Annotated in this window: 19 protein-coding genes, 1 pseudogene and 1 riboswitch; of the genes and pseudogenes, 14 read left to right on the top strand and 6 right to left on the bottom strand. The window is 44.3% G+C overall.

The features are described 5' to 3' along the window. Positions 1–100 precede the first annotated feature (100 nt). Positions 101–1,288: an MFS transporter gene (locus AKG39_RS15025; RefSeq protein ID WP_050741229.1), complete on the bottom strand. Its 1,188-nt coding sequence runs from the start codon at positions 1,286–1,288 to the stop codon at positions 101–103. Positions 1,289–1,445: 157 nt separating this feature from the next. After that, positions 1,446–1,934, bottom strand: coding sequence for a MarR family transcriptional regulator (locus AKG39_RS15020; RefSeq protein ID WP_050741228.1), 489 nt, complete (start codon positions 1,932–1,934; stop codon positions 1,446–1,448). Positions 1,935–2,252: 318 nt separating this feature from the next. On the opposite strand from AKG39_RS15020, the pseudogene AKG39_RS15015 reads away from it, so the two are divergent. The 9 genes and pseudogenes from AKG39_RS15015 to lpdD all read left to right on the top strand — a co-directional run. Beyond that, positions 2,253–2,652 (top strand): annotated as a pseudogene (locus AKG39_RS15015) (PEP/pyruvate-binding domain-containing protein); the annotation flags it as partial. 143 nt (positions 2,653–2,795) lie between these two features. Next, positions 2,796–2,967, top strand: a riboswitch (cobalamin riboswitch). Between the two features lie 286 nt (positions 2,968–3,253). Next, positions 3,254–4,765: an ABC transporter ATP-binding protein gene (locus AKG39_RS15010; protein ID WP_050741226.1), complete on the top strand. Its 1,512-nt coding sequence runs from the start codon at positions 3,254–3,256 to the stop codon at positions 4,763–4,765. After that, positions 4,753–5,484: an energy-coupling factor transporter transmembrane component T family protein gene (locus tag AKG39_RS15005; RefSeq protein WP_050741225.1), complete on the top strand. Its 732-nt coding sequence runs from the start codon at positions 4,753–4,755 to the stop codon at positions 5,482–5,484. Before AKG39_RS15010 ends, AKG39_RS15005 begins: the two co-directional genes overlap by 13 nt. A gap of 249 nt (positions 5,485–5,733) precedes the next feature. Next, entirely contained in the window at positions 5,734–6,291 is a 558-nt protein-coding gene (locus AKG39_RS15000) for a hypothetical protein (protein WP_050741224.1), read from the top strand. 233 nt (positions 6,292–6,524) lie between these two features. Further along, entirely contained in the window at positions 6,525–7,886 is a 1,362-nt protein-coding gene (locus AKG39_RS14995) for a UbiD family decarboxylase (RefSeq protein ID WP_050741223.1), read from the top strand. 297 nt (positions 7,887–8,183) lie between these two features. Then, positions 8,184–10,250, top strand: a complete 2,067-nt coding sequence (locus AKG39_RS14990; RefSeq protein WP_050741222.1) for a hydantoinase/oxoprolinase family protein — start codon at positions 8,184–8,186, stop codon at positions 10,248–10,250. Further along, positions 10,243–11,973: a hydantoinase B/oxoprolinase family protein gene (locus tag AKG39_RS14985; RefSeq protein ID WP_050741221.1), complete on the top strand. Its 1,731-nt coding sequence runs from the start codon at positions 10,243–10,245 to the stop codon at positions 11,971–11,973. The genes AKG39_RS14990 and AKG39_RS14985 overlap by 8 nt, the downstream gene beginning before the upstream one ends. After that, complete coding sequence (locus AKG39_RS14980) at positions 11,970–12,536, top strand: UbiX family flavin prenyltransferase (protein WP_050741220.1); 567 nt, start codon at positions 11,970–11,972, stop codon at positions 12,534–12,536. Before AKG39_RS14985 ends, AKG39_RS14980 begins: the two co-directional genes overlap by 4 nt. Next, positions 12,536–12,916 carry a prenylated flavin chaperone LpdD gene (gene lpdD / locus AKG39_RS14975; protein WP_242852628.1) on the top strand — a complete coding sequence of 127 codons (381 nt, stop codon included), beginning with the start codon at positions 12,536–12,538 and terminating at the stop codon, positions 12,914–12,916. The genes AKG39_RS14980 and lpdD overlap by 1 nt, the downstream gene beginning before the upstream one ends. Positions 12,917–13,025: 109 nt before the next feature. Here the strand turns inward: lpdD and AKG39_RS14970 are convergent, their stop codons facing one another. The 4 genes from AKG39_RS14970 to AKG39_RS14955 all read right to left on the bottom strand — a co-directional run bounded on the left by AKG39_RS14970 (position 13,026) and on the right by AKG39_RS14955 (position 15,346). Beyond that, positions 13,026–13,565 (bottom strand): permease, encoded by a 540-nt coding sequence (locus tag AKG39_RS14970; protein ID WP_050741219.1) that lies wholly within the window; start codon positions 13,563–13,565, stop codon positions 13,026–13,028. After that, positions 13,565–14,041: a hypothetical protein gene (locus tag AKG39_RS14965; RefSeq protein ID WP_050741218.1), complete on the bottom strand. Its 477-nt coding sequence runs from the start codon at positions 14,039–14,041 to the stop codon at positions 13,565–13,567. The genes AKG39_RS14970 and AKG39_RS14965 overlap by 1 nt, the downstream gene beginning before the upstream one ends. Then, positions 14,038–14,388, bottom strand: coding sequence for a PadR family transcriptional regulator (locus tag AKG39_RS14960; RefSeq protein WP_050741217.1), 351 nt, complete (start codon positions 14,386–14,388; stop codon positions 14,038–14,040). The genes AKG39_RS14965 and AKG39_RS14960 overlap by 4 nt, the downstream gene beginning before the upstream one ends. Positions 14,389–14,896: 508 nt before the next feature. After that, entirely contained in the window at positions 14,897–15,346 is a 450-nt protein-coding gene (locus tag AKG39_RS14955; protein WP_050741216.1) for a universal stress protein, read from the bottom strand. Positions 15,347–15,576: 230 nt separating this feature from the next. Between AKG39_RS14955 and AKG39_RS14950 the strand changes: the two genes are divergently transcribed. The 5 genes from AKG39_RS14950 (at position 15,577) to AKG39_RS14930 (ending at position 20,187) form a co-directional block, all read left to right on the top strand. After that, positions 15,577–16,857, top strand: a complete 1,281-nt coding sequence (locus AKG39_RS14950; protein ID WP_050741215.1) for an ArsB/NhaD family transporter — start codon at positions 15,577–15,579, stop codon at positions 16,855–16,857. A gap of 334 nt (positions 16,858–17,191) precedes the next feature. Beyond that, on the top strand, positions 17,192–17,524 hold the full coding sequence (locus AKG39_RS14945; protein WP_050741214.1) for a thioredoxin family protein: 333 nt from the start codon (positions 17,192–17,194) through the stop codon (positions 17,522–17,524). Between the two features lie 70 nt (positions 17,525–17,594). Beyond that, a complete protein-coding gene (locus tag AKG39_RS14940; RefSeq protein WP_050741213.1) occupies positions 17,595–19,082 on the top strand; it encodes a S41 family peptidase in 1,488 nt (495 codons plus the stop codon). A 320-nt stretch (positions 19,083–19,402) separates the two neighbouring features. Then, entirely contained in the window at positions 19,403–19,846 is a 444-nt protein-coding gene (locus AKG39_RS14935) for a universal stress protein (RefSeq protein ID WP_050741212.1), read from the top strand. A gap of 62 nt (positions 19,847–19,908) precedes the next feature. After that, on the top strand, positions 19,909–20,187 hold the full coding sequence (locus AKG39_RS14930) for a nitroreductase family protein (RefSeq protein WP_050741211.1): 279 nt from the start codon (positions 19,909–19,911) through the stop codon (positions 20,185–20,187). Positions 20,188–20,284: the final 97 nt, after the last annotated feature.

The raw sequence follows: 20,284 nt of genomic DNA, 5'->3' as shown, positions 1-20,284 counted from the left end.
AGCAATAATCAATTATCTGACCAATGGCAGTTTTAGCGTGTGACAGCAAAACGAGGAGATTTCCTATCGAAGAGGAAAGACACTATATAACTTTTAAATTTTAAAAATTATATAGTGGTTGTAATTTCGAGAATAGAATCAGTGATCCCATTATAATACAAGCTGCTACACCATATAAAAGGCTCGGACTGAATGAATATACTGCTGCGGCTACAAGAGGAACAAGCACTCGGTAAGCCGACTGCAAACTCTGATTAACACCTTGCAATTTTCCTTGGCTACTTTCGTCGACAGACTGTGAGAGTCGTCCGTTGTAGGTCGGATCGAATAAGCCTTCGCCCAGCGTGATACTCATGACCCCAGCAATAATAAGTAGGGGATTAGGGCTATGAGCACTAAGTGTTATTAGCCCCAATCCCAGTGCCAACCCGCAAAGACCGGCACTGCCAATAGCTCGCTCGCTGAACTTTTTAAGCAGACGCGGTAATAATACCGCGCGCGAAATAATATCGCAGGCGCCAATAAGCGTAAACAGACCACCGATAAGCGCCGGCCCCCAGGCGAAAATATCTTTTAAGAAGATGCTGAAATTGAATTGATAAATTTCTAATCCCACATAGAAGAACCCTCCGATGATGATAAGCACTGTGGTCTCTTTTATAGTGAAAATATCTTTGAACTGACCGAAGAGATTGAAACTTTTTATGGATAAATGGGTTGATCTTTTTTCGGGAGACAATGATTCTGGCAGAAAGAAATAGGCGCAAATGAGGGAGAGCAACATGATCCCGGCAGTAACGAAAAACGGCAGCTTAATTGAAATAGCACCAAGCGGACCGCCCAGGGCAGGCCCGATCATACATCCGATTCCCATAGCAGCACCGATATAGCCAAACCATTTTGCGCGTTCCTGGGGCTCGGTGCTATCAGCAATGTAAGCAAACAACGTACTGATATTGCCGGCTGTTAAACCATCAATGATGCGACCCAGAAAGAGCACCCACAGCGCTCCACCGATTCCAAACAGAATATATCCGATCACAGATCCGAGTAAACTGATGATTAAAATCTTTTTTCTGCCGTAGTGATCGCTTAAAGCCCCGAGTACCGGCGCGGCCAAAAAAGTGCAGGCCGCAAAAACTGATGCCAGGGCACTCATTCCGATAACAATTTGCGAAACGGACAAGTAGCCGTCAAGTAAAAATGGCAATAGTGGCAATACCACAGTCATCCCGATGCCATTCATCAACACAATCCCGACAATGATCCATAAAGAATTGATACGCATATAAAATTCCACCTCGTTAAAAATATTTATGTTTCCTTGGAAACATAAATATCCTATCACTTTATTGTTTCCTTGTCAACAATAAAAGAGGACTGTATCAAACACCAGTATTGCAGCGATTTAATACAGCCCCTATAGGCTACTTTTTAATACAAACCTATTTTTTAAAATCATTTCGATTTGATATATCGATACCTTGCTTCATTATTTCTGCATCCAAATGTCTATTATACTTTTCCGCGAAGCTAAGCATGATATCAAATTGTTCTTCGGTTATCTGCTCAAAAACCGCTTTATCCCGCTCTTGAAACTCATTGTGCAGATCCTCATGGAGGTTGAAAATTACTTTCCCTTGCTCAGTAAGCCTAAAGTAGATTTCTTTCTTGTTGTCTGGTTTTTGATAGCTTTCGATAATGCCTTTTTCGATGAGCTTCTTAGTGAGTTTACTGATGGCACCCCTGGTCATATAAAAGGACTCCGCAAGTTTTGTTACGTTGGGATCTTCATTTCTGCCAATGTATTCGATGCAATGAACTTCAGAAGACTTATAACCCTTAAGACTTTCTTCCATCTTAGACTTATTAAGCCAAACCATCTTATTTAATAAGTCCCTGAAACCGATTATGACCTGTTCTTCTTTATTCATGGACTGTCCTCCCATCCGTTGATTGCTGTTATAATAAGCCTATTGGCGAACGTTTCATTTAAATGAAAATGCCAGGCGTTGAGACTGTCTAGATAAAGAATGACCCGCCCAGATCGCAAAATAAGCTTAAATTAGTTTATTTAAAACTGTATAATGCAAAATACAACCATCACTGTTTCTACTATAATTATACCACATATAAATTTGTAAATATAGACTGGTTGTTCCCATTTGCTGCAGCTATAATGATGATACGTTACTGGCTTTTCTGGAGGTATCATTATTATACAAGCAGAAATTGCCAAAGGAGGAAAATGAATGAATTCACTTGTTTTAGAATTTGAGGATATTGACAAAAAAAATTATGGCGGTTGGGGGCAAAGGCGCGAACCTGGCGGAACTTTCCAGCATTGAAGGCATCAGCGTACCGGAAGGCTTTTATATTTCCACTGAAGCCTATGAACGAATAATAGGAGAATCATCGTCGATTAGTGACTTACTGAATCAATTATCGTATCTCCAACTGGAAGACCGGGATAAAATCGGGGAACTCAGCGGCACGATTCGCAGGGTCATCGAAGAAATTGTCATCCCCCAGGACATCAGTGACAAAATCACTCGCTTCATCATCAGGTTTGGTGAAAAAAAAGCCTATGCCATACGGTCCAGCGCAACCGCCGAGGATTTGCCGACGGTCTCTTTCGCTGGTCAGCAGGATATTGAATGGTGTTTGGCTTATGGGTCTTGCTAATCATCCCTTTGTGCTAATAATTTAGGATATTATAGTTGACAAAGTTCAGCAAAATCGTTATGATATATATATAAAATATATAAAATATATAAAATATATAAAATATATAAAATATATAAAATTTTTATGGTGCCTTGTAAAAGGAGAATAGGGAATCAGGTGTGAATCCTGGACGAACCCATCACTGTGAATGGTTTTGTTTCTGCAATTGCCACTGGAAACGGGAAGGCGCAGAACCAGATAAACCAGAGTCAGGAGACCTGCCAGAAATTATAATAGTATGAAACGACGGTAAAGTTTCGGCTATCCAAGGGATTACCCCCAGGATAGCCGGGACTTTCTTTGCGTGTAGGCATAAAGCCGTGCGTCGAATTGAATATAAAAAATTGTGAGGAAGCTCGCTTACGCACAGGTTTTTATATTCAATTCGGCATAGGGCGTAGCCCGCGACGAAGGTCGCAGCATAGCGAAGACCGAAGTGCACGGCTTTATGCCAAACGGCAGTAATTCGTGCGGTAAATTAATTCAATACAACACCCACATCATTCCAAGAATACGAGGCCATCCAATGAAACCCATCATCCAACTGGATCTGAAAGAGCTCACCTTCCCAGGTGTGAAGGAGCCGGCGCTTAAAAACATCAAACTGAATATCAATGAAGGGGAATTCATTGCCATTACCGGAGGAGCCGCTTCGGGGAAATCCCTTCTGCTCCATGCCATTACTTCGGCAGCGCCCAAGTTTTATCCCTGCCAGCTATCCGGTACGGTAAAGCTGGCTGACAAGGATGTATCCGAAATCCCTCTTTTCCAAATGGCTGACTATCTGGGCTATATGATGCAGGAACCCCAAAACCAGATGGTGTGCCGACGGGTTGCCGACGAGCTGGCCTTTGGCATCGCCAATCTTAATCTGAGCCCCGAAGAAATTCGGAGCCGGGTGAATGAGATCATGGACTTTCTGGGAATTCGGGCCTTTTCAGACCGGTTTACCGATGCCCTTTCCGGGGGACAGGCCCAGAAGGTCGTGCTGGGGAGCATCCTGGCGATGCAGACACCGATTCTGCTGCTCGATCAGCCCACCGCTGAACTGGATCCCAAAACCAGCTCGGAGTTGTATCGTCATCTGGGGCAGTTGAATCGCGAGAAAAAAGTGACCATTCTGGTAGTGATGGACAAATCCGGCGAGGTTTTAAAAGACGCCCACCGGGTGCTGGTAATGGAAGCGGGTACGGTGAAAGATTTTCTGCCGGTTGTCGACTATCAGAAAAAATATGGCTTCGGAAAAAACAACCGGCATGCAGAACCCATCAAGGTGGATGAAAATACCGATGTCATCACCCTCGATGGGGCTTCTCATACCTACAAAGGCAGTATAACCGGATGCCATCCCCTGGATTTCAATCTGAAAAAAGGGGATTTCACAGCGGTCATCGGCCAGAATGGTTCGGGTAAATCCACCATGCTCAAGCTCATCGAAGGACTGGTCAAACCAGCCGCGGGCAATGTGGAATTATTTGGTACCCGGGTGACAAAGAAAAATGTGGGAGCACTGCGGCGGCGGATCGGATTTTTGTTTCAGAATCCTGATGATCAGATTTTCTGCAGCTCGGTGAAAGAGGAAATCGGCTATGTACTGAAAAATAAAAACCCTACTAAAGATCTGACTGAAGAAGAGTCAAATCAAAAGATTCAGGAAACCCTTGTTCTCATCGGTTTGGACGGTCTTGAGGAAATGCATCCCCAGCGGCTGAGCCGGGGCCAGCGTCAGTTGCTGGCGCTGGGATCAGTAGTGATCAGCGATCCGGAGCTCATTATTGCCGATGAACCCACCTCCGGATTAAATGGCCCGCAAAGCCAATTGGTCATGGAAAAGCTGGCCCGGCTCAGCAGCCAGGGCATCACCATTTTGCTGGTGACCCACGATTTAGCCGAGGCCAGGGACTTCGCCAACCGGATTGTGGTCATGCATAACCATGAACTGGTCATGGAATTTGAAGCAGCCAAAATGGATAACTATATCGAAGACTTAGTCCGACTGGAACTCATAGAAGGAGGCGATTTGAAGTGTTTAAACTAAAAGACCTGGACCCAAGGCTCAAACTGACCTGGTGTCTGTTTCTGGTTTTTACGGCGTTGATTTCGAGAAGTATTGTTCTCAACGGCATCTTACTGGGGTTGATCCTCGTCAGTGAACTGCTTTCCGAAAAAACCCTGAAATCCTTTAAACTGCTGTCAATCCTACTGCTTATTATCGGCACCCAGGTATTGATCATTAACCTGATCTTTGGCAGAGAAGGAGACCTGCTATATTCTTGGGGAATCCTGGAGATTTACAGCGGCTTTATCACAACCTCCATTCTGGCCTTTTTAAGAATCGGCATCATTTCATTAAGTGCCTTCCAGTTCGGCATTCATACCGACACCATGGACATGGCTCAGATGCTCATTCATTGGGGCATCCCGTACCGCTATGCCATGCTGGTGCCCATGACTGCCCGGTTTTTCCCGGTGATGATTGGGGAATACCAATCCATTTGTGACAGCCAGTCCGCCCGAGGCGTGCCCTGTGATACAGTAGTTGAAAAGCTCCGGAATCTGCCGGCTTCTATTTTACCCTTGATGTACCGGGCCATGCGGATATCCAACGATGCCGCACTTTCGGTGGAGCTCCGAGGTTACGGCCGCTATGCATCCCGGATCTTTCAGAAAAAAATCAACCTGCACCCCATAGAAGGCGTCATGATTATTTGCCTAATTATGAGCTTCGGCGGGGTAGTGATTAAAACTATTTTGTAATGGCGGTAAAATTGTCAGTTCAAAATTAAAATAAATTAGAAATAGGTCATTGCGAAATTTAAAAGAATCGAACATTGGCTGCTTTAATGTCAGTTTTCACAACCAGAAGAAATCGCAAAGCGAATTTCTTCTGGTTCGCGGCCAGTCGCCAACTATAAGCAAGCTTGTGATTGTTTCGTGTAAACTGGCAGCGAAGCTCACGGCACTGTCGCAATTATCAAATATATTAAAAAAACAAAGGAGAATAAAATGGAAAAAGAACAAGCAATTGGAAGAAACAGTATTTTTAGAACCGATACCAAATCTTTAATTGGTGCAGTTGTAATGGGGGTTGTATTTGTTATTGCCTGCCAGGTTACCGGCCAGATTGATAACATGCTGCCATGGGGAAAAATGGGGATGTACCTCATTAATGGAACAGTCTGGGCATTTTTTACAGCCATTTTGACCCTGCTTTATAAACAGCCCGGCGGTCTCATTGCCGCAGAAGTGGAAGCCGTGATTTCGGTTATGTATTCGCCATTATGGATCGCCTTTATTTTTGCCAACGGCATCGCATCCATCTGGGTATCCTTCGTCGCTGCCAAATATGACATGACCAAATGGTCCCATCATATTATGGCTCAGGCAGGGGTTTGTGTTTTAGGGAACATTATTGTTTCAATCGGTCTGGTTTTCATTCTTGGTCTGCCAGTCAATGTGGCTGCCATTGAAACCCTGATTCTGATAGCAGTAACCTGGCCATTAGCCACCATCGCCACAAAAAAAGTTTATGATGCATTATTGAAATCAGGTATGGTAAAATAATCCTTATAAGCTTATGAATACTATTGATGAAGTACCCCGTACCGACCAATTGTTAATCTGTTGTTTGCTGCAGGATCGGACAGGCTATCGCCTGTTCGCCCTAATGCAAACAACATGATGTAACAATCGTCAGTTTTAATATTATAAAACTAAATAAAGAAAAATTGAATGCTTTGGTATCTGTTTTTTTAAAATGGATACCAAAGTTTATTTACAATTAAGGAGACAATAATATGAGCCAGGATTTACGTGTATTTTTAGAACAATTGGATAAAGATGGTGAAATCTGCCATGTAACGGAACCCGTCAAGCGGGAATATGAAATCAGCACCCTGATGATGGAGCTGGAAAAGCAGCGGAAATATCCGGTGATGTGGTTTGATCAGGTCGACGGCGGCGATATTCCGGTGGTGACCAATATTCTGGGCTCCAAGGACCGGTTTGCCAAAGCCATGGGCGTCAAAACCGAAGATCTGTCGTTTGAGTTTGCCGAACGGATTAAAAATCGTTTTGATGATGTCAAGCTTGTGGAAAATCCGCCCTGTGATGCTCATTTGATTACCGGCGATGATGTAGATTTAACCCTGCTTCCGATTATTACCCATTTTCCCATTGATGCCGGTCCTTACATTACCTCCGGCCTGACCGTGGCCAAAGATCCGGAAACCGGCTGTGAAACGCTTGGTTTTCATCGGCTGCAGCTGAAGGGCAAAAACAAGCTGGGAATTTCTTTCCATTCTCGTCAGCGGATGTGGGAATTTTTCAGAAAGAGTGAAGAACGGGGCGAAAATATGAAAGCCGCCATCTGTATTGGCGTTCATCCCAATATTGCCTTGGGTTCTCAGGCTTCGATTCCCTATCATCTGGGAAAATACGGCGCCATCGGTGGATTATTCGGGGAACCCCTGGAAGTATCGCCCTGTGCCACCATGGACCTCAATGTGCCTACCTATTCGGAAATTGTTCTGGAAGGGGAAGTGCTCTGTAATGTCCGGGAACCCGAAGGTCCCTTTGCTGAATACACCAATTACGCCTGCTTCCGCAGCACCGAAAATGTCTTTCAGGTCAATGCCATCCGTTACCGGGAAAAACCTATTTTCCACGATATTACACCGGCCATGAGCAGCGAACACATCACCATTGTGTCGATCCAGCGGGAAGGGGACATTACCAAGTTTTTGAAACAGAATCTGCCAAACATCAAAGCAGTTCATTCGCCTTTGTCCTCCTGCGGGATTTTTCACTGCTATGTGTCCATGAAGAAAACCGCCGAAGGCCAGGCGCAACAGGTTATTTTAACCGCCTTGGGCATGGATCATCACATCAAAATGGTGATTGTGGTGGATGAGGATGTGGACGTGTTCAACGAACAGGAAGTGCTGTGGGCCATGGCCACCCGGCTTCAGGCTGATAAGGGCGTCATGATCTTCCCGAATATGATGGGAGAAACCCTGGATCCTTCCACCGGCGACGATGGCCTCACAGCCAAAATGGGCATCGACGCCACCAAACCCCTTAGCGGTTACTCACCCAAAATCGAAATTGACGAAAATGTCATTGAAGATATCAAGCGACTGTTTAAGTACGTAAAATAGAAGGTTCTATGCATGAATCGTCGAAGCGACAATCATTTATGTTTACAATAATTGGTTGTCATCCAACCACCGTACCGAGCAATTGTTAATCTGTTGTATGCGCGCAATTCGTACAGTTGCAAATAAGTGATGTCAAATCATCAAGTACTGATCTGCAACTGTTCGCCTTGAGGCATACAACATGATGTAACAATTCTCGATACTGGTTTATTCAAATTTTTTACAATGATGTACCACTATTGTCGCTTCGACTTACATATGTTTTAAAATTGAAATAGATATAAAGAAGGCGGAAATATGATAAAAATTGCAATTGACACCGGCGGCACCTTTACCGATTATACATCGGTGGGCTGTTTCGGGGAGCAGGCAGAACATCGGATTGCCCTGAAAAATCCTACCAATCATGAGTATCCGGCCCAGGGCATTCTGGAGGGACTGAAAGAACTGGCGGCGGTCTGGGGAACAGATCTGGAAAAGTTACTGGATCAGACCGAAAAGATTTCCCTGGGAACCACCCTGGCACTGAATGCGCTGCTGGAGAAAAAAGGGGTTAAAACGGCCTTATTCACCACCGAAGGATTTCGGGACGCATTGGAAATCCGGCGGGCGCAGTTAGCCAATCAATGGGATCTGGCCATAGAAAACCCCATGGTCCTGGTGCCCCGGCGTTTGCGATTGGGTATCGATCAGCGGATGGACTATATAGGCCATGTGATCAAACCCCTTAACGAAGCATCCGTTCGGGCCGCTTGTCAGAAATGTCGGGAAGCTGATGTTGAAGCCATTGCGGTTTGTTATCTGTTTTCATTTCTCAATCCGAACCATGAAAAGCGGACCGCTGAAATTATTCGAGAAGAACTGCCTCATGTGTTTGTGTCTCTTTCAGCGGAAGTATCGCCCCGAATCCGGGAGTACGAGCGCACCACTACCACGGTGATCAATGCATATTGCACCCCGGTGCTGGCGGATTATATGAAAAACGTGAAAAAAGAACTGGCCGCTTTTGGCTGGGATAAGCCGGTCCATATTATGAAAAACAGCGGCGGCCTCAGCGATTCGGATGCCATGGAAAGCTTTGGGGTTCAAACCCTGTTATCCGGTCCCGCCGGCGGCGCCGTTGGCAATGAATCATTAGGCAAATATCTGGGTAAAACCCACACGGTGCTGGCGGATATGGGCGGAACCAGCTTTGACCTCCATGTGGTCAGCGGCGGTGTCAATCAATTGGTGCCCCAAACCGAACTGGACGGTTATCCGCTGAGCATTCCGATGATCGATATCCGCTCCATCGGTGCCGGAGGCGGCAGCATTGCCCATGTGGAAGCCGGCGGACGGGTGCTGATCGGCCCGGACTCAGCCGGTTCGATTCCCGGTCCGGCCTGCTACGATCAGGGCGGGGAGAACCCCACGGTTACCGATGCCCTGCTGGTGCTGGGACTGATCAACGGCGACAATTTCCTGGGCGGCAAGCTGCCCCTGTCAATGGATCAGGCGGTTAAGGCCATTAAAGAAAAGGTGGCGGACCCTCTAAATCTCACAGTTAAGGATGCTGCCCGGATTATTTACAGCATCACCGCGGAAATGATGGCCGATGCCATGCGGCTGGTGACGACCCAGAAGGGGAACGATCCCCGGATTTACAGCCTCATCAGTGCCGGCGGCGCCTTTGGTCTGTTTGCAGCCAAGATTATGGAATCACTGCAGATGCCGGAAGCACTGATACCGGTGCAGGGTCCGGTATTCTGTTCCTGGGGAATGCTGGGAGCCACCTGCCGCTATGACATTAACCAAAGTATCCTGATGGAAAAAAGACAGTGGGATGCGACCCGGCTAAATGCCATGGTTGCAGCCATGAAGGCTGAAGGGGAAGCCCAATTGACCCGGCTCGGGGTAGCGAAAAGCCTTCAGCGCTTTGATCTGATCCTCGAAATGCGCTATGTCAGCCAACACCACGAAATCTCTGTGCCCTGGACCCAGGGCGAATTTACGACTGAAAGTGTGGCGGAGGTGGAGCAGGCCTTCTTTAAAACCCATGAAGCCATCTATGAATATGCCGAAGCTAAGGATTGGGAAATCATCGATCTGCATCTGGCCTGTTCAGAACTGAATCAGGAGAATATATTATTCCCGACGTCACAGGAAATCAGCGGTGTGACCGCAAAAACAGTTGCCGGCGAAGTCTTTAACAGCCAGGGCGAAATCACGGTGCCGGTTTATCGAGAGGGCGATATAACAAAACGTATAAACGGTCCGGCCCTTATTGATTTTGCCTACACTACTTTGATTGTTCCCAACGGCTTTTTCTGTATTCAGGAGGACGAAGGCATCTTCGCGCTCAGAAAGGAGGCGACCCATGAATAGGCGAACTGACGATATCATTAACCGGACGGTTATTATGAACCGTCTGGACAGCATCACCAGTGAAATGGGCATCGCTCTGGAGCACTCCGCCCATTCACCAATTTTCGCCGAAGCCTGCGATTTCGCCTGCTGTATCTGCGACGAGGCAGGGGAGCTGGTCTCCCAGCTCAGCGGAATCCCGATTCTGGCCACCGCCGGATCCTTCAGCGTGAAATCGGTGCTGCGAAAATTCGGCACGGCCATTACGGATGGCGATGTGTTTATCATCAACGATCCCTATGACGGCGGTAACCATCTACCGGATATCGGCATCATTACCCCAGTGTTTTACGAGGATGAGCTGCTGTTCTTCTGTGTGAGTCGGGCCCATCACGGCGACATCGGCGGTTCCACCGCCGGAAGCTACAACCCCAAGGCGACCGAGATCTTTCAGGAAGGGCTGCGGATTCCGCCGACCCGACTGATGAAAAACAACGAAATGATCATGGACGTGCTGGAGCTGATCCGACTGAATACCCGAAATCCGGATATGCTCACCAGCGATTTTCTGGCCCAGATCGGTTCCAACCGACTGGCATCCCGACGGATCAAGGATATGCTAAGCACCTATTCCGTGGCCACCGTGAAGAAAGCCGTGACAGAATCGCTGATTCAGACCGAAACCCTGACCCGCCAGCGCATTGAAGCAATTCCCGACGGCACCTACAGCGCCGTTGATTATATTGATGATGACGGTTTTCAGACCGAGCCGGTCAAAATCGCGGTGGCGGTCACCATCGCCGGCAATCGGATGCTGGTGGATTTTGCCGGCACCGATGCCCAGGTTAAAGGCTTTATCAACACCTCGGTGGTGACAGCCACCTGTGCTGCCGGCATTGCCGCGCTGTGGTTTCTGGGTAAAGACATCCCCCGAAACAGTGGCGCCTTCCGTTGCATCGAGGTCAATCTACCGGTGGGTTCCCTAGTTAATCCCAATCTCCCGGCGCCGATGACCCTCTGCACCCTGACCCCGGCCAGCGAGATTATCGGCACAATTTTCAAAGCCCTGGATCAGGCCCAGACGGGCCGGGTATCCGCTGGCTACCATCGCTATCTGGGACCTTCCTTTTACGGCGTGGATCCCCGCAATGGCCGCTACTACGTGGGCTTTTCCTTCTGCTCATTGGGCAGCGGCGGCGCCATGAAAGGCCACGACGGCAAGCCCTATATTGCAACGCTATCGAATTTCGGCGGGGTCAAGGCGCCCAACATCGAGTCCAACGAGGTCCAGTACCCCCATCTTACCCTGCATCATGAGATGGATGGCGATACTGCCGGCGCCGGCGAGTATCGGGGCGGCTGCGGTATGAAATTCGCCTTTGAAATCACCGCTGATAAGGGCGATGTGGTTAATTTTGGAGACGGCATTAAATTTGCTCCCTACGGACTCCGGGGCGGTCAGCAGGGCAGCCTGAACCGCAGCATCTTCGTTCATGACGGCGAAAACATCATCATGGAAAGCAAGGAAGCACCTCGGCACGCCGTGAAAGGGGATCGGATTTATCTAAACACCAGCAGTGGCGGGGGCTGGGGCGATCCCATGAAACGCCCACTCCAAAAAGTCTATGACGATGTACAGGATGAGATTATTTCACTGGCAACCGCGGAGAATGTCTACGGTGTTATCATCAGTGAAGCCGGTATCGATTTTGAAAAAACAGAAAAACGGAGAAATAATTCATGAAAATTGCAGTGGGAATTACCGGCGCCTCCGGTGTTGTTTACGGCATCCGGCTGCTGGAAGCTTTAAGGCATACCGAACACCATGTCTCGCTGATCCTCAGTGAATGGGGAAGCAAAACCATTGGCCTGGAAACCAGTTATCCCGAAGAATATGTACTGTCCCTAGCCGACTGCGTCTATGACTGCAAAGATATGGCCGCCGCGGTTTCCAGCGGCTCCTACGGCATTGACGCCACGGTGATTGCACCCTGCAGCATGAAAACCCTGGCCGGCATCGCCAATGGGTTTAGTGATAACCTGATCGTCCGGATTGGAGATGTCGCCTTGAAGGAGCGGAAACCATTGATTCTGATGGTTCGGGAAACCCCGTTAACCCTGATTCATTTGCGGAACATGACCGCAGTAACCGAAGCCGGCGGAATTATTCTGCCGCCGATGCCGGGCTTTTACCATAAACCCCAATCCATTGATGATCTGATCAACCAGAGCGTGGGCAAGGTCTTTGATATGCTGAGGATTCCCCATAATTTGTTTACCCGCTGGGGCCATGAGGGAGACTGCTAATGATGAATGAATCCATCAAGTTGTTATCAGGCCACGGAAAAACCGCCCTGAGCTATGAGATCATACCAGTTGGCAGAGACTTTCTAATTCTTCTGACCGGGGGCGACGCCCATATCGGCTGTACCGCCATTGGCGATGATGGACGACTATGCAGTTACACCCCAAAATCTCATAAAGACGATGCTCTGGCCATTCCGCTGGCTAAAAAAGTATCGGAAACCTTTCGCTGTGTCTGTACCGTGGTAGCCGGATTCCATCTCGACGATATTACCCGGAAAGAAATTATTGAGGTCGTCGCCAATTCTCAAAAGGGCATGGTTTTGGTGCTGAAGTTATTGCAGAACAGATTAATCAGACTATCAAATAGCGACACTGATTAATCTGTTTGTCTGCATTGAGACGGACACGGCACAGCCTTCAAGGCTTTTTCGGCACCAGATTTTTTTACCACGTCAGAATGTTGTTGACGATTGATTTTCCAAGCCAAAACTAAACTCCTTTTTCAGCCGCATCCTGATTTAAAAGCTTTGTGACATTCCGGTTTTCAATTCTTTCGATTAAGACTGCACTTATTAAATAAAGGGGAAGACTGATCCCGATATGAATCAATGTAAATTCCAATCCGAATGATGCGACTTCAAATAATAAAACCGGTAATTTAGTCGTAGACCATACTCCAAGAAAAAAGAGAACGTTTGACAATCTAGCTCCTTTTTTTAATAGCATGACCCCAATGGGAAAAGCGATGTACAAGGGACCGGCAGCGGCTGTTCCGAGTACAAAAGCGATGAATAGCCCTTTCAGCCCCGATCCTTCTCCCATATATTTTGTCAGGGTTTCTTTTGGAACCCAGACTTCCATTAAACCCATTAAAATAAAAATGGGCGGCACCAATAAAAGCATTTCTTTAAAATTCAACAAAGATATGCTCATGGCTTCAATCCCTAGTGATTGATTGTATAAATAAAGCCCAACCATGACCAACAGAAAAATAATGCCCCACTTATAGGATTTCACGATTTTAATCATTACATTATCACCCCAATCGTTATGGTAAAAATTATACAGATTATAAAAGCTGCTACATTTCGTTTAACAGCCAAAGATTTAGTGAAATACTTCATCTCAGTCGGTAACGTTACAATCCCCACGGCCATAACCGTCGAAACGAGTGCAGCAACCTGGGGATAACCGGCACCAGCATTGAGTAAAGCACCACCTAAAGGAAACGCAACAAAACTGGGAATTAAGGTCACTGAGCCCAGAACCAAAGCGATGAGAACGCCTAAAATCCCTGACTGGTCACCAATTATCTTTGAAATCACTTCATTATCGAGAACAGCTAAGGTAATTCCGATAAAGAGCATAATTGAAATAACGCTCGGCAATAGTTTGACGAATTGATTCCATGCAATCTTCAGACTCATTTTACTTTTTTCCTGATCTTTAAAAAAAGATATCAGGAGTGCCAATCCAGCCATTGAGTATAGAAAAATAGATGTCATTGGTTTTCCTCCCGATCTTCTATTTTGTCAAATTCAGATAGAAAATATTCCATATTTTTCTTAAGTTGATCCAGTTCTTTTCTAAATTCCGTTAACATCATCATACCTTTATCCGTGATGGTATAACACTTTTTTGCAGCTCCCTTTGCCGAGGTATCCCATTGGGCGATGACAGCTTCCTCTTTTTCCAATTCATTGAGGGCCCGATATACTGCCGGACCATCAGAAAAATTGTAGGGCATTTCCTCTTTCATCCGGTTTAATAGGGCGGATCCGTAGGTAGATCCTTTTGTCAAAAACAATAAAATGAATGCCGGTAAATGCCGGCCATATTTTGGGTTTGCCATGACTTGTCTCCTTTAGTTTTTTTAACAGAAAGTGATTATTTTCAAATTCACACATGCAAACTTCAATTTGCACATACATGTTAGTCACACTATACTGTTTAAAACATGTCATGTCAAGAAAAAAATATTCAAATAGTATTTTTTTCTGTCGTCATGCTGAACTTCTGATTATGACTGGATTCTCCAAAAAATGGAAATAGAACTGACAAGATCCGAGTAACAGTTCTTGTGTGCAGTAATTTAAAAGAGCGAGGCTGTATTAAATATATAAAAAGAGAAATTATGGAAGTTTTTAAGAAAATAGCAAAGTAACAGTGGAAAGTTAGATCGATAAATAATGAATTAAAGATGCATCCATTGGGTTCTGCAAACCTGTCACCTAACAGATTACGGTGACAGGTTTAATATAAAAATCAATGGGGACGTTTGCTTGTCATGTTATCAGGCAGCAGTAGAATAGGGATGGTCAAAACGTCCCTGTGTCATAAAACGGTAACTAGACCCACGGTTATTTCACAATAAGAATAGGCTGTTTTGCATGGCGAAGAATTTTTGAGGTGACACTGCCAATGAACACTTGCCGAATACGTGAAACACCTACTCCCTGTGAACCCATAACCACATAATCCACATCATGATCATCAAGGTAGGTGGCAATTTGTTCAGCCGGATCACCGTAAAGTATAACGGCTTCGGCTTTTGGCCCAAGATCACCAAGAATAATCCTTGCTTCAGCAAGGTGTCGTTCAGCATTTTTTTTAAAATTGGAGATATATTGCGGCACTTCAAGTCCGGTTTTAATATCCAGGTTTGATTCTTCTGTTCCGCTGGGAGTCGTAATATTTGCCACAGTTAATAAAACAATTTCTGCATTAAATGCCTCTGCCAGTTTCTTTGCTTCTAAAACTGCTTTGGAAGAAATTGGAGAACCATCAATTGGTATCAGTATTTTTTTCACGTCAGTTTCCTCCTATATTTTATTCACTTATGTACTTTTATCATAACATCTCTATCTGAAATTGCAATGTTTATTTCTGAAACCCAAGCAGAGATTTGAATTTATATTAGAAAACGATTGACAGATAGTATATAAAGCATCATAATAAAGTTTTGCAATAAAGTGTAGCCAATATCTGCTAAGATGGCGATATTGGCTTTTTTTCATGCCTAAAAATATTGGAGGTTTTAATGACAGAGAATACTTTTTACATTTTATCCATCGTTATATTTGTATTAGTGTATATAATGATCATATGGGATAAATTTGACAGAACTTTGATCGCCCTTGGCGGGGCTATGCTGATGATTATTTTAAGAGTGTTAAATCAGGAAGAAGCTTTCGGAGCCATTGACTTTAACACCATTACCCTGTTAATCGGTATGATGATGATTGTTATGGTCATGCGCCGTACCGGCATCTTTGAATATTTAGCCATTAAAGTGGTTAAAGTATCAAAAGCAGATCCCCAGCGCTTAATTATCCTGCTTTTTCTGGTTACCGGTATATTATCGGCATTGTTGGATAATGTCACGACCATACTGCTGATTATTCCAGTCACATTAAGTGTGGCGAAAGACTTGAAACTTGACCCGATTCCTTTTATCATTGCCGAAATATTTGCATCAAATGTCGGAGGAACCGCAACACTCATTGGCGATCCCCCAAACATCATGATCGGAAGCGAAGTCGGACTGAATTTTATGGATTTTTTAGTTAATAACGGGCTCATTGCTTTACCACTCCTGGTTCTTATGGCTTTTTTGTTTGCTCTTTTATATAAAAAAGTACTGGTGGCTGATGAGAGTGTGAAGGAAAAGGTTTTATCCGTAAACGAAAATGAAGCAATCCATGATCCTTTACTCTTAAAAAAGTCCTTGATTGTTTTCTCTTTTGTGATTTTAGGATTTTTGCTGAATAGCGTTATTCACATTGATTCTTCAACCATTGCATTTACCGGAGCCGTTGTTCTGATTTTCATGTCCGGAATAACCATAGAAGAAATTCTCAGGGAAGTTGAATGGAAAACTATTTTCTTTTTCATCGGCTTATTTATTCTGGTTGGCGGTCTCGAAGCAACCGGCGTTATTCAAATATTAGCCGGACAAGTCCTTAGTCTCACCGGTGGCGACGTATTTCTAACTACCATTGCAATTCTATGGGTATCTGCGATTGCATCTGCCTTTGTTGACAACATACCCTTTGTCGCAACCATGATTCCAATGATTCTGGAAATGGGACAGTTATCCGGCATGAATCTCTATCCTCTGTGGTGGGCCCTTTCATTGGGTGCCTGCCTTGGCGGAAACGGAACGGTCATCGGAGCAAGTGCCAATGTCGTTGCCATTGGTCTTGCCGAAGGACAGGGTTATCGAATCACCTTTGGAAAATACTTCCGGGTTGCATTTCCTTTCATGATTCTCTCAATCATCGTTTCAATGATATATATCGTCATTAGATATCTCATCTAACAAGTAGCAGTGCCCATGATTTTAATCGAAAACTGAGTGAAGCCTTTGAACGAGGCGGTAAAGAGATTGGCGGCATCAAATCAATCCCAAAGGGTGACGAGTCCCGCATTGTTTGCGAATACGACTATGTTACCTTTATCAGCTTTGAACAAGCAAGCTAGATAGTTGAATAACTGAACAGCATGGTTGTATTAAATAAAATAAAATAAAAAATCTCCGAAAGAAAAGATTTCGGAGATTTTTTTGTGCTTTTAATCTATTATTAGAAGTAATAAAATGATACAATATTCCCATTCAATACGACTGAGTTGTGAAATCGATTGTGAGGGAAAAAATGGAGCAAGTAAATTCAATACCAGAAATGAACGCATTTAGAAAGAATAATGAGATGCTGCTGGTTTATTTCGGCAACAATACCTGCAGTGTGTGTCGTGCTATCATGCCAAAGATTAACAGTATAATTGCCAGCTATCCTTTCATTAAGGCTGTTAAAATTGACGCGCAAAAGTCAACCGAGCTTTCTGCAAGCTATGGTGTCTTTACTGTGCCGGTGGTTATGCTTTTTATTAAAGGGAAAGAAACGATACGGGAAGCCGGTATTATAAGCCTGATCAGTCTTGAAGAAAAAATTTCAAGATACTATTCGCTTTTTTATGAAGGCAACTGAATTTCTACTATATAATGATCAAAACATTTTCGCAAGAACCTAAGCAAATTAAAAACCCAAAGGAGGAATTATGCAAAAGAAGGAAATACGAACACTGATTATCTTAGTTATGGTGGTTCTGGTAACAGCCTCAGGTCTCTTTTATCTCAATAAGCCTAATACTGAAGCTGCTTCAGAAAATGATTTCAGCAGTCTTAGCTGGACAATGGCTTTTGAAGAATTGCATGGTATTCTGTCTACAGAATACGCTTTTACCGACTGGAAAGGTATTGACTGGGATAAGCTTCATAAAAAATATCTGACGAAAATGGAAGAAGCCCAGGAAAATGACGATTTTAGTGCCTATTATCTAAACCTTAAGGCTTATCTTAACGAGATCCCGGACGGACATGTCAGAATGAATAATCTTAAAGAAATTGATGATAGCTTCATTGGCGGTGGTTTTGGTTTGGCTTTGGCAGAAATCAATGATGGGGAAGTGATTGTCACTTGGGTGAACGAATCCAGTCAAGCCTGGTCGGCGGGTATTCGGCCTGGTTATGTACTTCTTTCCTGGAATGGCCAGTCGATTAAACAGGCTATTGACGATGTCTCGACCATTTTTGGGGGAACATCTGCCACCACAGAAAATTTAAGAATTAAAAAGTTAGCCTATCTTGTTCGGGCTCCCATTGGAAAACAAATTGAACTGGAATATAAAATCCCGGGAACTTCACCTGGAAATTCGGTTTCGCTAGTTGCCTATGACGATGAGGGGTTATCCCTTCGCAAAAACTATCCAGATTCGGTGATTTCTGATAAATTAAGGGATATGTTTCTAAATACAGACAATCCCGACCCGGTCCCGGATTCCATGGTGGAAACAAGGATGGTGGATGACAAGATTAGTTATATCAAAATTTTAGGAGAATTAGATGCCGATTTACATGAAAGCGGTAATCCTGATTCTACGCTGGAATTAATTGGGAATACCATTGATGCAGCTCAACAGAATGGCGCCAAAGCGATCATCCTGGATCTTCGCAATAATATCGGCGGACTGGACCAGATGACCGCTGATATCCTAGGTTATTTTTATAATCAGAAGACTTTTTTTGAATATCAGAATCTTTATAATCCTGACACCGGCGTATTTGAACTTCAGTCCATGGAAGACGGTTCGCAGGCCTTAACCATCGAACCTTCACAACCGTATTTTAGTGGCTCGATCATTGTACTGATCAACCCTAAATGTGTGAGTTCCGGGGAAGGGCTGGCCATGGGTTTGCAAAACCTTCCCAATGCAGAAACACTGGGCTTTTATGGAACCAACGGTTCCTTTGGTTTAGCAGGTTCAGAGGCGAAAATGCCGGGAGAAATCACCGTTCATTGGCCATCGGGACAATCTTTAAATGAAAATAAAGCGATCCAGCTGGATAGCCGGAATGGGCTAGGCGGCATAAGTCCGGACATTAAAATACCCATGACCGCGCAAAATGCAATTCGCATCGCTAATGGGGCAGATGTTGAATTGGAAGAAGCGATCAACGTACTTCAACTAAGACTAAACAATCATTAACCATATGAGCACAGGGTCGATGCTATGAGTTGTTGGGTTATGAGGAATATAGATATGTCGGCAAAGTTTTCGTTTATCACAACCGTGTAACCTCTTACTATGGAGTAAAGGGGTTACCCTTTACTCTTCCAACGTTAATAAAAATGATCCAGGGCTGCTAGGCTTTAACGTGCTGTTCATAGGGTAAAGAAGTGGTGTAAATAACAGGTATAAAACTCTGATCTAAAATATCTGAAGATTGTTTCATCTAATTTAGTGTTTAGAGAATGAAAAGAATGGGTAAAAAATTATAAACAAATACATTTCGAAAGGAAAGTACAATGAAAAAGATACTCGTGCCGATTGATGGTTCTGATATTTCTTTAAAGGCAGCCGATGAAGCAATTGAATTGGCTATGAAATTTGGGAGTGAAGTAACTTTTTTTTCAGTGGCAGAATTAAAAGCGCCATTTTACGCAACTGGAGAAGTTCCAACAAATTCATTAGAGATACTAAAAATATTGGAAGAAAATGCTTCAGCAGAATTTGAAACACTGTTGGATTCTCTTTTGGAAAAATACAAAAGTTCAGGGTTGGTCCTCAAGAAAAAAGTGCTAACAGGCATTGTGGCTGACGAAATTGAGGCGTTTGCTGAAGAAGGAAAATTTGACTTAATCGTCATGGGAAGAAGGGGACTGAGTGCTGTAAGACGCTTATTTATTGGTTCAAATACCAGAAAAATCATTGCAATTGCACCTTGCTCGGTATTAGTTGTAAAAGAGTAACCACTAATATATAACAGTGAAAATTACGATATAATAGATTAATATGAACTATGGAGGTCATTATGGAATTTCAAGAAGTTATTGAATCAAGAAGAAGTGTAAGAAAGTATGATCCGACAAAAGAGATAAATGAAGCCATGATTAAAGAAATCATCAATGCTGCCATTTTGGCCCCATCCTGGAAAAATTCTCAGTCAGCCCGGTATTATGTCATTCGGTCAAATGAAACCCTTGCCAAATTTAAGCAGGAGTGTTTGCCACCATTTAATGCAAATAATTCTGCAGATGCCCCAGTATTATTGATCACTGCATTTGCAAAAAATTTATCCGGTTGGGTTTGAACACTGAAAAACAACGCCTCTTTAAGACTTTAGCGTTGTTTCTGGATAAATGGATAAAATCTCCTGAAAATAACCATTGGTTATTTTCAGGAGATTT

Origin of the sequence: Acetobacterium bakii, from assembly GCF_001263355.1 — a bacterium.
Taxonomy (GTDB): domain Bacteria; phylum Bacillota; class Clostridia; order Eubacteriales; family Eubacteriaceae; genus Acetobacterium; species Acetobacterium bakii.
This window is presented reverse-complemented; position numbering and strand designations above follow the sequence as displayed.

Coding starts and splice junctions, on each gene's coding strand:
- AKG39_RS14995 (WP_050741223.1), top strand. CDS start 6,525: ATGAGCCAGGATTTACGTGTATTTTTAGAACAATTGGATAAAGATGGT.
- AKG39_RS14930 (WP_050741211.1), top strand. CDS start 19,909: ATGGAATTTCAAGAAGTTATTGAATCAAGAAGAAGTGTAAGAAAGTAT.
- AKG39_RS14980 (WP_050741220.1), top strand. CDS start 11,970: ATGAAAATTGCAGTGGGAATTACCGGCGCCTCCGGTGTTGTTTACGGC.
- AKG39_RS14965 (WP_050741218.1), bottom strand. CDS start 14,041: ATGACATCTATTTTTCTATACTCAATGGCTGGATTGGCACTCCTGATA.
- AKG39_RS14950 (WP_050741215.1), top strand. CDS start 15,577: ATGACAGAGAATACTTTTTACATTTTATCCATCGTTATATTTGTATTA.
- AKG39_RS15000 (WP_050741224.1), top strand. CDS start 5,734: ATGGAAAAAGAACAAGCAATTGGAAGAAACAGTATTTTTAGAACCGAT.
- AKG39_RS15010 (WP_050741226.1), top strand. CDS start 3,254: ATGAAACCCATCATCCAACTGGATCTGAAAGAGCTCACCTTCCCAGGT.
- AKG39_RS14990 (WP_050741222.1), top strand. CDS start 8,184: ATGATAAAAATTGCAATTGACACCGGCGGCACCTTTACCGATTATACA.
- lpdD (WP_242852628.1), top strand. CDS start 12,536: ATGATGAATGAATCCATCAAGTTGTTATCAGGCCACGGAAAAACCGCC.
- AKG39_RS14960 (WP_050741217.1), bottom strand. CDS start 14,388: ATGGCAAACCCAAAATATGGCCGGCATTTACCGGCATTCATTTTATTG.
- AKG39_RS14970 (WP_050741219.1), bottom strand. CDS start 13,565: ATGATTAAAATCGTGAAATCCTATAAGTGGGGCATTATTTTTCTGTTG.
- AKG39_RS15020 (WP_050741228.1), bottom strand. CDS start 1,934: ATGAATAAAGAAGAACAGGTCATAATCGGTTTCAGGGACTTATTAAAT.
- AKG39_RS14940 (WP_050741213.1), top strand. CDS start 17,595: ATGCAAAAGAAGGAAATACGAACACTGATTATCTTAGTTATGGTGGTT.
- AKG39_RS14945 (WP_050741214.1), top strand. CDS start 17,192: ATGGAGCAAGTAAATTCAATACCAGAAATGAACGCATTTAGAAAGAAT.
- AKG39_RS14935 (WP_050741212.1), top strand. CDS start 19,403: ATGAAAAAGATACTCGTGCCGATTGATGGTTCTGATATTTCTTTAAAG.
- AKG39_RS15025 (WP_050741229.1), bottom strand. CDS start 1,288: ATGCGTATCAATTCTTTATGGATCATTGTCGGGATTGTGTTGATGAAT.
- AKG39_RS14985 (WP_050741221.1), top strand. CDS start 10,243: ATGAATAGGCGAACTGACGATATCATTAACCGGACGGTTATTATGAAC.